The sequence below is a fragment of the Actibacterium sp. MT2.3-13A genome, assembly GCF_018139985.1.
Lineage (GTDB): Bacteria > Pseudomonadota > Alphaproteobacteria > Rhodobacterales > Rhodobacteraceae > JAGSOU01.
This window is the reverse complement of sequence record NZ_JAGSOU010000013.1, coordinates 19875-31127: the sequence shown is the minus strand read 5'-3', so window position 1 is coordinate 31127 and position 11253 is coordinate 19875. Positions and strand designations below refer to the sequence as shown.

16 protein-coding genes are annotated in these 11253 nt (G+C 67.6%); all 16 read left to right on the top strand.

What is annotated here, in order from left to right:
• Entirely contained in the window at nucleotides 1-555 is a 555-nt protein-coding gene (locus tag KCI33_RS12555; RefSeq protein ID WP_212525144.1) for a GNAT family N-acetyltransferase, read from the top strand.
• On the top strand, nucleotides 552-1085 hold the full coding sequence (locus KCI33_RS12550; RefSeq protein ID WP_212525143.1) for a GNAT family N-acetyltransferase: 534 nt from the start codon (nucleotides 552-554) through the stop codon (nucleotides 1083-1085). The genes KCI33_RS12555 and KCI33_RS12550 overlap by 4 nt, the downstream gene beginning before the upstream one ends.
• Nucleotides 1085-1690 (top strand): GNAT family N-acetyltransferase, encoded by a 606-nt coding sequence (locus KCI33_RS17920; protein WP_249139046.1) that lies wholly within the window; start codon nucleotides 1085-1087, stop codon nucleotides 1688-1690. Before KCI33_RS12550 ends, KCI33_RS17920 begins: the two co-directional genes overlap by 1 nt.
• Nucleotides 1683-1982: a chorismate mutase gene (locus KCI33_RS12545; protein WP_249139045.1), complete on the top strand. Its 300-nt coding sequence runs from the start codon at nucleotides 1683-1685 to the stop codon at nucleotides 1980-1982. Before KCI33_RS17920 ends, KCI33_RS12545 begins: the two co-directional genes overlap by 8 nt.
• A gap of 46 nt (nucleotides 1983-2028) precedes the next feature.
• Nucleotides 2029-2415 (top strand): 30S ribosomal protein S16, encoded by a 387-nt coding sequence (rpsP, locus tag KCI33_RS12540; RefSeq protein ID WP_212525141.1) that lies wholly within the window; start codon nucleotides 2029-2031, stop codon nucleotides 2413-2415.
• Between the two features lie 54 nt (nucleotides 2416-2469).
• On the top strand, nucleotides 2470-2985 hold the full coding sequence (rimM, locus tag KCI33_RS12535) for a ribosome maturation factor RimM (RefSeq protein WP_212525140.1): 516 nt from the start codon (nucleotides 2470-2472) through the stop codon (nucleotides 2983-2985).
• Entirely contained in the window at nucleotides 2978-3808 is an 831-nt protein-coding gene (trmD, locus tag KCI33_RS12530; RefSeq protein WP_212525139.1) for a tRNA (guanosine(37)-N1)-methyltransferase TrmD, read from the top strand. The genes rimM and trmD overlap by 8 nt, the downstream gene beginning before the upstream one ends.
• A gap of 48 nt (nucleotides 3809-3856) precedes the next feature.
• A complete protein-coding gene (gene rplS / locus KCI33_RS12525) occupies nucleotides 3857-4240 on the top strand; it encodes a 50S ribosomal protein L19 (RefSeq protein WP_212525138.1) in 384 nt (127 codons plus the stop codon).
• 11 nt (nucleotides 4241-4251) lie between these two features.
• Nucleotides 4252-4473, top strand: coding sequence for a 50S ribosomal protein L31 (gene rpmE / locus KCI33_RS12520; RefSeq protein WP_212525137.1), 222 nt, complete (start codon nucleotides 4252-4254; stop codon nucleotides 4471-4473).
• A 332-nt stretch (nucleotides 4474-4805) separates the two neighbouring features.
• Nucleotides 4806-5615, top strand: a complete 810-nt coding sequence (locus KCI33_RS12515) for a division plane positioning ATPase MipZ (protein ID WP_212525136.1) — start codon at nucleotides 4806-4808, stop codon at nucleotides 5613-5615.
• Between the two features lie 294 nt (nucleotides 5616-5909).
• On the top strand, nucleotides 5910-6281 hold the full coding sequence (locus tag KCI33_RS12510) for a hypothetical protein (RefSeq protein ID WP_212525135.1): 372 nt from the start codon (nucleotides 5910-5912) through the stop codon (nucleotides 6279-6281).
• A 5-nt stretch (nucleotides 6282-6286) separates the two neighbouring features.
• Entirely contained in the window at nucleotides 6287-7459 is a 1173-nt protein-coding gene (locus KCI33_RS12505) for a pyridoxal phosphate-dependent aminotransferase (protein ID WP_212525134.1), read from the top strand.
• Between the two features lie 17 nt (nucleotides 7460-7476).
• Nucleotides 7477-8415: a 2-hydroxyacid dehydrogenase gene (locus KCI33_RS12500; protein ID WP_212525133.1), complete on the top strand. Its 939-nt coding sequence runs from the start codon at nucleotides 7477-7479 to the stop codon at nucleotides 8413-8415.
• Nucleotides 8416-8445: 30 nt separating this feature from the next.
• On the top strand, nucleotides 8446-9234 hold the full coding sequence (locus tag KCI33_RS12495) for an HpcH/HpaI aldolase/citrate lyase family protein (RefSeq protein WP_212525132.1): 789 nt from the start codon (nucleotides 8446-8448) through the stop codon (nucleotides 9232-9234).
• A gap of 46 nt (nucleotides 9235-9280) precedes the next feature.
• Nucleotides 9281-9955: a GntR family transcriptional regulator gene (locus tag KCI33_RS12490; protein ID WP_212525131.1), complete on the top strand. Its 675-nt coding sequence runs from the start codon at nucleotides 9281-9283 to the stop codon at nucleotides 9953-9955.
• 107 nt (nucleotides 9956-10062) lie between these two features.
• Nucleotides 10063-11232 (top strand): mandelate racemase/muconate lactonizing enzyme family protein, encoded by a 1170-nt coding sequence (locus KCI33_RS12485; protein WP_212525130.1) that lies wholly within the window; start codon nucleotides 10063-10065, stop codon nucleotides 11230-11232.
• The last annotated feature ends 21 nt before the right edge of the window (nucleotides 11233-11253 follow it).

Genomic DNA, 11253 nt, shown 5'->3' with positions numbered 1-11253 from the left:
ATGGCCGCCACCACCATCACCATCCCCCGGCTGGAAACCGAACGCCTGATACTGCGCGCGCCCGCGCTGCAGGATTTCGAGGCGTTCGCGGATTTCTACGCCTCGGAGCGGGCGCATTTCGTCGGCGGCCCGCTGAACCGCGAGGAATCGTGGCGGATGCTTGCGATGGAGATCGGCCACTGGCAGCTGGCGGGCTTCGGCCGCTGGATCGTGGAGACCAGGGACGGCGGCGCCGTCGCGGGTCTCGTGGGCCTGTTCTGCCCCGAGGGCTGGCCCGAGCCGGAGATCGGCTGGGACCTGTTCGAGGGGCACGAGGGCAAGGGCTACGCCACCGAGGCCGGCGCGGCCGCGCGTGCCTATGCCTATGACAGCCTCGGCTGGGACACCGCCGTCAGCCTGGTCAAGCCGGCCAACGTGGCCTCGGCGCGGGTGGCCGAACGGCTCGGCGCGCGCCTCGAGGGCATGTTCACCCACCAGCGCCACGGCGCGATGCAGGTCTGGCGCCACCCCGCGCCCGCGGCGCTGTCCGACGGCGGAATGGAGGCCTACGCATGAGCCTCTCCGTCAACACCCCGGTGATCGAGACCGAGCGCCTCGTCCTGCGCGCCCCGAAACTGTCGGATTTCGAGCCCTTCCTCGCCTTTATGCAGAGCGACCGCGCGCGCTTCGTCCGCCGGGCCGAGATCGACCGCGACACCGGCTGGCGCGCCTTCGCGCATGTGGCCGGGATGTGGATGCTGCGCGGCTACGGCAGCTTCATCTTCAGCGCCCGTGACGACGACCACCCGCTCGGCATGGCCGGGCCGTGGCACCCCATCACCTGGCCCGAGCGCGAGATCGGCTGGGCCCTCTGGGCGCCCGAGGCCGAGGGCAACGGCCTGGCCTTCGAGGCCGCCCGGGCCGCGCGCGACTTCGCCCGGGAGACTCTGGGATGGGACGCCGCCGTCAGCTATATCGACCCGCAGAACGCGCGCTCGATCGCGCTGGCCGAACGGCTGGGCGCAGTTCTGGACCCGGCGGCGCAAACGCCCGGCGGGGAGCCCTGCCTGACCTACCGCCACCCCATGACGGAGGCGCGCGACTGATGGCCTGCCGCGACATCCCCGTGCTGGAAACCCGGCGCCTGGTCCTGCGCGGACCGGAGCCCGAGGACTACCCGGATTTCAAGGCCACCTTCGCCTCCTACCGCTCGCGCTTCATGGGCGGGCCGCTGAACAAATACGAGGCCTGGATGCTCTATGCCGCCGAGATCGGCCACTGGCAGATCCGCGGCTACGGCATGTGGATGATCCACGACAAGGCGACGGACGAGACCTACGGCATGGCCGGCGGCTGGATGCCCGCAGGCTGGCCCGAGCGCGAGATCGCCTGGATCATCTGGCCCGACAAGGCAGGCAAGGGCTACGCGCTGGAGGCCACCCATGCCGCGCGGCGCCATTTCTACGAGCAGCAGGGCTGGGAGACGGCGGTCAGCTACATCGACCCCAAGAACCTCGACTCGATCCGCCTGGCCGAGCGGCTGGGCGCGGTCAAGGACAGGGACGCGGCCACCATCGACGGCAACGATGCCGTCTACCGCCACCCCTCGCCCGCGAAACTGCGCTCCAGCCAGATCGCCGACGGCATCGCGCTGGAGATCAGCCATTACTGCGATCCGCTGTTCAAACCGAAAGGCTGGGCCATTGACTGAAGACATCGTCTCCCGCGCGGCGGCGCTTCTGAAGGAGCACCGCGAAAGCATCGACCGGCTCGATGCGATCCTCGTCTACACGCTGGGCGAGCGGTTCAAGCACACCCAGGCCGTGGGCCGACTGAAGGCTGAGCACGACCTGCCGCCCTCCGACCCCGCGCGCGAGGCCACGCAGATCGCCCGCCTCGAGGCGCTCGCCCAGGAGGCCGATCTCGACCCCGAATTCGCCAAGAAATTCCTGAACTTCATCATTCAGGAAGTCATCAAGCATCACGAGCAACACAAATCGTAAGGCGGGGGAGACCCCGCCGAACACCAGCCATCCAAGGAGAAACACAATGGCTATCAAACTTCGTCTCGCCCGTGGCGGCTCCAAGAAGCGCCCGTTCTACCGCATCGTCGCCGCCGACTCGCGCATGCCGCGCGACGGCCGCTACATCGAAAAGCTGGGCACCTATAACCCGCTGCTGCCGAAAGACAGCGAAGAGCGCGTGAAGATGGACCTGGAGCGCGTGCAGCACTGGCTCGGCCAGGGCGCCCAGCCCACCGACCGCATCGCGCGCTTGCTGGAAGCCGCCGGCGTCGTTGCCAAGAAAGAGCGCAGCAACCCCAAGAAGGGCGAGCCCGGCGCCAAGGCCAAGGAGCGCGCCGAGGAGAAGGCCGCCAAGGCCGCCGAGGCTGCGGAAGCCGCCGCTGCACCGGCCGAAGAGGCCGCCGGCGAATAATCCCCAGACCGGGGCGGCCCCGCGCCGCCCCGATCCTTTTGACAGGAGCACAGCATGAGCACGGATCGGGTCTGTGTCGGGGCCATCGCGGGCGCCTTCGGGGTGCGCGGCGAGGTGCGGCTGAAAAGCTTCTGCGCCGAACCCGAGGCGATCGGCGACTACGCGCCCCTGCACACCGAGGACGGCACGCGCAGTTTCTCGGTCGAGATCACCCGCGCAGTCAAGGACGGCTTTGCCGCCCGCTTGTCGGGCGTGACCTCCAAGGAAGAGGCCGACGCCCTGCGCGGCACGAGACTGTTTGCCGACCGCGACCGGCTGCCCAAGCTGCCGGATGACGAATTCTACCAGGCCGACCTGATCGGGCTGGAGGTGCTCAACACCGGCGGCAAGACCCTGGGCAAGGTGCGCTCGGTGCAGAACTACGGCGCCGGCGACCTGCTTGAAATCCAGGGGCCGGGGCTGAAGGACACCGTCCTGCTGCCCTTCACCAACGAGGCCGTGCCCACCGTCGATCTGGCCGCGGGCCGCATCATCGCCGACCCACCCGAGGGGCTGTTCCCCGATGAGTGACGCGCCAAAATCGCACGGCCGGCTGTCGATTTCCGCCAGCCTCCAGCCGCGCGACCTGATGACCGACCGCCCGCGCCTCAGGGGCGCCTGGACGGCCAAGGTCATCACGCTGTTTCCGGAGGCCTTTCCCGGCGTGCTGGGTCAGTCGCTGACCGGCCGGGCGCTCGACCAGGGCCTCTGGGCGCTGGAGACGATCGACCTGCGCCCGTTCGGCGTCGGCAGGCACAAGAATGTCGACGACACCCCCGCGGGCGGCGGCGCGGGCATGGTGCTGCGCCCCGACGTTGTGGACGCCGCGCTGAAACAGGCCGCCATCGGCACGCCGCCGTCGCGCGAGGACTGGCCGGTGATCTACCTGTCGCCGCGCGGCAGGCCCTTCGACCAGGCCACGGCCCAGCGGTTTTCGCGGGCGCAGGGCCTGACCTTGCTCTGTGGCCGGTTCGAGGGCGTCGACCAGCGCGTGCTGGACCATCACCGGGTCGAGGAGGTCAGCCTGGGCGATTTCATCCTCACCGGGGGCGAGATTGCCGCTCAGGCCTTGATTGACGCCACAGTGCGGCTTATACCCCGCGTACTTGGGAATCAGGCGTCAACCGAGGAGGAATCCTTCTCGGATTTTTTGCTTGAGCACCCACAGTATACTCGGCCCGCCGTCTGGGAAGGTCGCGAGATACCGGAGATTCTTCTGTCCGGCCATCACGCGAAGATAACCGCCTGGCGCAGGGCCATGGCCGAAAGGCTGACCAAGGAACGACGACCTGACCTCTGGCGGGCTTACTGTGAAGCGCATGGTAGGGACCCGGAAGAAGACCGAGAGCTCTGAGGGCGCGCCAACTTCGCGGGCAAACCGTGAGCATATAGGAGAGATGCGATGGACCTGATCGCACAGCTGGAAGCCGAGCAGATCGCTCAGCTCGACAAGACCATTCCGGATTTCAAGGCCGGTGACACCATCCGCGTCGGTTACAAGGTGACCGAAGGCACCCGCAGCCGAGTGCAGAACTACGAAGGCGTCTGCATCAGCCGCAAGAACGGCAAGGGCATCGCTGGCTCGTTCACCGTTCGCAAGATCTCGTTCGGCGAAGGCGTGGAGCGCGTGTTCCCGCTCTACTCGACCAATATCGACAGCATCGAGGTGGTGCGCCGCGGCCGTGTCCGCCGCGCCAAGCTCTACTACCTGCGCTCGCGCCGCGGCAAATCGGCCCGTATCGCGGAAGTTTCCAACTACAAGCCCCAAGCCGGCACCGAAGCGTAAGGAGACGGGTCATGAAAAAAGACATCCACCCCGATTACCACTTCATCGACGTCAAGATGACCGACGGCACCGTGTTCAAGATCCGCTCGACCTGGGGCAGCGAAGGCGACACCCTGTCGCTGGACATCGACCCCTCGGTGCACCCCGCCTGGACCGGCGGCTCGTCGCGCCTGATGGACACCGGCGGCCGCGTGACGAAGTTCAAGAAGAAATACGAGGGCCTCGGCTTCTGAGCCAGGTATCTTCGAGCCAAGGAAAACCGGCGCCCTCGGCGCCGGTTTTTTTCGTTGTGGCGGAACCGGATGGACCGGCGGCGGGCCGCACCGGGGAGATCCTCGCGCTGTTTCCCAAACCGGAAGGCGGCACCGCCCCCCAGCCGGCCGCGCGCGCCGTTCAGCGGTGCAGCGAGGCGCGGTGGCTGCGGGCCCGAGGCGCCGTGATCTTTTCGCCGCGCCGCGAAGATTCCGCGCATGCCCTTCAATCAGCGTCTTTTCGCCGACCGCCCCCCAACATATAGTGCCGGGCAATCGTGAAATGGCGACTTACAAGACCATAGGGGTGCGGCGTGGCGCATATCATCGTTGTCGGAAATGAAAAGGGCGGCGCGGGCAAATCGACCATGTCGATGCATATCGCCACGGCACTGGCCCGCATGGGCCACAAGGTCGGCGCGCTGGATCTCGACCTGCGTCAGCGCAGCTTCGGCCGCTACATGGAAAACCGCCGCGCCTATTGTGCGCGCGAGGGGCTGGACCTGCCCACCCCCGACTACCGCGAATTGCCCGAGATCGACCGCGACCAGCTGGCGCCGGGCGAGAACATCTTCGACCGCCGCCTCTCGGCCGCCATTTCGGGGCTGGAAACCGAGGCCGATTTCATCCTGATCGACTGCCCCGGCTCGCACACCCGCCTCAGCCAGGTGGCGCATACGCTGGCCGACACGCTGGTCACGCCGCTCAACGACAGTTTCGTCGATTTCGACCTTCTGGCCCGGATCGACCCGTCGAGCGGCAAGATCCTCGGTCCCTCGATCTATTCCGAGATGGTCTGGAACGCCCGCCAGATGCGTGCCCAGGCCGGGCTGCCGCCGATCGACTGGGTGGTGCTGCGCAACCGCATGGGCGCCCAGCAGATGCACAACAAGAAGAAGATGGGCAGCGCGCTGACCAATCTCAGCCGCCGCATCGGCTTCCGCGTGGCGCCCGGCTTCAAGGAGCGGGTCATCTTCCGCGAGCTGTTCCCGAACGGGCTGACGCTGCTTGATCTCAAGGATATCGGCGTTGCCGGGCTGAACCTGTCGAACATCGCCGCCCGGCAGGAACTGCGCGACCTGATGAGCGAACTGCGCCTGCCCGGCGTGCGCGCCGACTTCTAGACCCGCCCCAAGGCACCTCTTCGCGCCGCGCGGGCGGAGATTGGCGGCCCAATGGGGGGCGGCGGCGCGATCCGTCCTGAAACGGCTTCGTTTCCGGTGGCTTTGGCTGACGGCGACGCGGTCGACCGCCACGGTTTCCCGCACTCGGCGTTCGGGGCACACCGCGAGGCGGGGGCCTCGGGACAGCTGTGGGGGTCACGGAACGGGGGCGTTCAGACACGGCCGGGGCCCCGCCGGCCTCCCGGCCTGCTCAAGCCGGTTCCCACTGACATTTCCATTTGGTATACCAAATCCATGATGGCGTTAATGTCTTCCGCGAATCTGGATTTTCCGTTCACCGACCGGCTCATGGCCGGTCGCGTCCCTGCGACGGCACGCGCCGGATCCGGCCCGGCTGCGCGCCATTTTCCCTATGACCTGCCCACAGCGCCCGACGATGTTGCCGCCGCCGAATCCGGGCTGCGCGCGCTTTCGGGGCGCGCAGCCATTGCCCGGCCGGTCGCCTGCGGCGCAGGCGTCGGGGCGGCGCAGGGCATGCCGTTCCCGATCGGGCTGGGCAATCACCGCGCGATCGGCTTTGCCGGCCCGGTCGACACCAAATGCAAACCACGCGGGGCCGCTGCCCGGGAAAACCCGGTCTGGCCTGCCGCATTCAACGACAAGTAGACCCCATGACCGCAGATCTGCAATTCGCCGACAGCATCTCCCGCCTGGGCACCGAATCCGCCTTCGAGGTTCTGGCCCGCGCCAACAGGCTGTCCGCCGAAGGCCGGGACATCATCAATCTCGGCATCGGCCAGCCGGACTTCCGCACGCCGGATCACATCGTCGAGGCCGGGATCAAGGCGCTGCGCGACGGCCATCACGGCTATACCCCGGCCAACGGCATCCCCGCCCTGCGCGAAGCCGTCGCCGCCGATCTGCACCGCCGCCACGGCGCCGAGGTCAACCCCGACAACGTGATCGTGGTGCCCGGCGGCAAGCCGACGATGTTCTTCGCCGTGCTGATGTTCGGTCAGCCGGGGGTGGAGATCATGTATCCCAACCCCGGCTTCCCGATCTACGAGTCGGTCATCCGCTATTCCGGCGCCACCCCGGTGCCGATCGCGCTGGAGGAGAAGAACGGCTTCGCCTTCTCGGCCGAGGCGGTTCTGGGCCAGATCACCGACAGGACCCGGCTGATCATCATCAACAGCCCTGCCAACCCCACCGGCGGCGTCACGCCGCGCGAAGAGATCGACAAGCTGGTCGCCGGGCTGCTGGACCATCCCCATGTCGCGCTGATGTCGGACGAGATCTATTCGCAGATGCTCTATGGCGGGCGCGAGCATGTGTCACTTCTGACCTACCCCGAGATCCGCGACCGGCTGATCATGCTGGACGGTTGGTCGAAGACCTACGCCATGACCGGCTGGCGGCTGGGCTATGCGGTCTGGCCCGACAGCATGGTCGATCCGGTGACGCGGCTCTGCATCAACGACCATTCCTGCGTCAACGCCGCCACCCAGTATGCCGGCATCGCCGCGCTGACCGGGCCGCAGGACGCGGTTCGCGACATGGTCGACCAGTTCGACCGGCGCCGCGAGGTGATCGTGCGGGAACTCAACAGCCTGCCGGGCGTGCGCTGCGCCGATGCGGCGGGGGCCTTCTACGCCTTCCCCAACATCGAGGGCACCGGCATGACCTCGAAACAGGCGCAGGACCGGTTCCTCTCGGAGGCCGGCGTGGCCACCGTGGCGGGCACCTCGTTCGGCGCCTGGGGCGAGGGATACCTGCGCTTCTCCTACGCCAACAGCACCGAAAACATCCTGGAAGCGATCCGCCGCATCCGCAACCTCCTCTGACCCGAAAGGCATTTCCCATGACGACAGTTCTGGCCATCGGCACTTATTCGGACACCGACCGCGCGGCGCTGGAGAACGAGCTGGCCCCGGTCTTCGCCAACGGGCCGGGCGATATCGCCGCCTTGCCCGAGGATCAGCGCCGGCAGATCAGGGCGCTGACCTTCATGGGGCATCACCCGCTGGGCGGCGCCGAGATGGACCTGCTGCCCAATCTCGGCCTGATCGCCAATTTCGGCGTGGGCTACGACGCCATAGACGTGGCCGCCGCCACCGCGCGCGGCATCAAGGTGACCAACACGCCAGACGTTCTGAACGACGACGTTGCCGATCTGGCGGTCGCGCTGCTGATCGCGCAGGGCCGGCAGATGCTCCCGGCGGCCGATTGGGTGAGCTCGGGAAACTGGGCGGCGAGGGGCAATTTCGGGCTGGCGCGCAAGGTCAGCGGCGGCCGCGCCGGGATCGTGGGCCTGGGCCGGATCGGGCGCGCCATCGCCAACCGACTGGCCGCCTTTGACATGGAAATCCACTATACCTCGCGCCGCGAGAAGGAGACGCCCGGCTGGACCTATCACGCCGACCCGGTTTCTCTGGCCGAGGCGGTGGATTACCTGATCGTCGCGCTGGTCGGCGGCCCCGAGACCGAGAACCACGTCTCGAAAGAGGTCATCGCCGCGTTGGGCCCGCGCGGCATCATCGTGAACATCTCGCGCGGCTCGACCATCGACGAGGCGGCGCTGCTGGACGCGCTGGAAAGCGGCGCGATCGCCGGCGCCGGGCTGGACGTGTTCCTGAACGAGCCAGACATCGACCCGCGCTTCCTCAAGCTCGACAACGTTGTCCTGCAACCGCACCAGGGCTCGGCCACGGTCGAGACCCGCGCCGCGATGGGCCAGCTGCAACGCGACAATGCCCGCGCCTTCCTGAACGGCGACGCGCTTCTGACCCCGGTGAACTGAACAGGGCGCCCGCGCCCGGAAAGGCATGTGATGGATCTCCCCAAGAACAGCTTCAAGGCCGCGATTGCCGAGGGCCGGCCGCAACTGGGCCTGTGGAGCGCGATCCGCGACCCTGCCGTCAGCGAAATGCTGGCCGGCTGTGGCTATGACTGGATCGTGCTGGATTGCGAACATTCCCCGCGCGACGTGCCCGAGGTTCTGGCCGGTCTGCAGGCCATGGCACCCTACCCGGTGCAACCGGTCGTGCGGGTGCGCAGCCTGGACGTGGCCGAAATCAAGAAGATGCTGGATGTCGGCGCGCAGACGATCCTCGTTCCTTACGTCCAGAACGGCGCAGAGGCCCGGCTGGCCGCGGCCGCCGTCGCCTATCCGCCCGAGGGGCTGCGCGGCGTGGCCGGCGCCGTGCGCGCCAACCGCTTCGGGGCGATCCCCGGATATTTCACCCGCGCCCGCGAAGAGATCTGCCTGATCGTCCAGATCGAGACCCGCGAGGCGCTGGACGATCTCGAAGACATCGCCGCGACCCCGGGGGTCGATGGCATTTTCATCGGCCCCGCGGATCTGGCGGCCAGCCTCGGCCATCCGGGCGATCTGAAGCACCCCGAGGTGAAGGCCGCGATCATCGACGCGATCCGGCGTGTCCGGGCCGCCGGAAAGCCGGCCGGTTTCCTGTCGCCCGACGACGACCTTCTGGAGGCGGTTCTGGACGCGGGCTGCGTCTTTGCCGCGATCGACATCGACATCGTGGCGCTTCGGCGCGTCGCCTCGGGCCGTGTGGCCGCGTATCGGCAGCGGGTCTCGGCGCCGCCGCAGGAGTGACTCCGCCCGCAAACGGCACCGGCAGGAAAGGAGCCCAGGCAAGGAAATGGCAGAGCAGATCCTGGCAGAGCAGATCGCAACCCAGCTTCGCAGGGACATCCTGCGCGGCAAGTTCCCGCCCGGAGCCACCATAAAGGAGCGCGACAGCGCCGCCGAAATGGGGGTCAGCCGCACCCCGATGCGCGAGGCCATCCGGATCCTGGCCAAGGAGGGCCTGCTGGTGCTGCGCCCGGCCCACAGCCCGACCGTGGCAAAGCCGACCTTCAGGGAAATCTCGGATGCGATCGAAGTGTTGCTGGCGATCGAATATCTCGCGGCAGAACTGGCGTGCCGCAATGCCACCGACGAGGACATTGCCGAAATCCGTGCCATCCACGAGGAGGTGGTCGCAAAATACGACCTGGTCGGAGCGCTGGACCTGTTCGAGATCGACATGGCGTTCCACCACGCAATCGCCAAGGCCACGCACAACGCCGCGCTGCTGGACACCTACCGATCCTACCTCGAACGGCTTTGGCGGGCCCGTTTCCTGTCTGCCCGGCAGAAACGCACCCGCGAGCGCGTGGTGAACCACCACGCGGCCATTCTCGACGCGCTGGAGGCCCGCGATATCCAGGCCGCCAAGGCGGCGATCGAGATGCACCTGGGCGGTCTGGCCGAGAATATCCGCCCGGTGATTGCACTTGAGCAAGGCGCCGGCCCCAGGCAGGCCGAGGGTTGAGCGCGGCGTCACATTGCCAGCCGTCGGCATTTGGTATACCATTTTGTCTGCGCGTCGGCCCCACCGGCGCGCGTCTTTGTCTGGCATCTGCTGCATGAGGTCCGCGCATGAAGATCACAAGGGTCACCAGCCATGTGCTGCAATACGACCTCCCCGAACTGCTGGGGTATTCGCAGCAGTTCTACGCCAAGCGCAGCGCGCATCTGGTCGAGGTCGAGACCGATGAGGGCATCACCGGCTGGGGCGAGTGTTTCGGGCCCGGCAACGTGGCCCTGGCCAACAAGACCATCGTCGAAAAGGTGATCCAGCCGCTGATCCTTGGCGACGACCCGCTGGACCGCGACGTGATCTGGCACAAGGTCTACAACCTCACCCGCGACCACGGGCAGAAGGGGATGCCGCTGCAGGCGCTGTCCGGCGTGGACATCGCCTTGTGGGATATCGCCGGCAAGGTGGCGGGCCTGCCCATCCACAAGCTGATCGGCGGCGCGCATCGCACCGAGGTCGGCGTCTATGGCTACGGCATGATGCTGAGACCCGAAGATACCGCCTCGCTGGCCGCCCGGTTTGAGGACGAGGCCGCCGCGATCCGCGACATGGGGTTCGCGGCAACCAAGATGAAGGTCGGACTCGGCCCCAGGGACGACGTGAAACTGGCGCAGGCCGTGCGGCGGGGCGTCGGGCCCGACTTTCCGTTCATGGTGGATGCCAACCATTGCTACACCACCTCCGACGCCTTCTATGTCGGCCGGGCGCTGGAAGAGCTCGACGCCTACTGGTTCGAGGAGCCGGTGGCGCCCGAGGATCTGGACGGCTACCGCGAGTTGCGCGCCGGGCTGAAGGTGAACATCGCCGGCGGCGAGGCCGAATTCAATCGCTGGGGCTGGCGCGCGCTGCTTGAGAACCGCGGGCTCGACATCGCCCAGCCCGAGGTCTGCGCGCTGGGCGGGATCTCGGAATACCTGCGCGTGCTGGCGCTGGCGCATGCGCATTTCACGCCCGTCGCGAACCATGTCTGGGGTTCGGCCATTGCAGTGGCCACCAACCTGCAGTTGCTGGCGGTCATGCCGCCGCTGCCCGGCGGCATGCACCAGTGGCAACCGTGGCTCGAATTCGACACGACCGACAACAAGTTCCGCGATCAGCTACTGCGCGAGCCGCTGGATATCCAGGGCCAGATCAAACGCTCGGGCGGCAAGGTGGCCATCCCCACCGGCCCCGGCCTGGGCGTCGAGCCCGACCGCGATTTCATCGCCGCCTACAGGGTCGACGCCTGAGGCCGGCACCGGGGAGAAAGA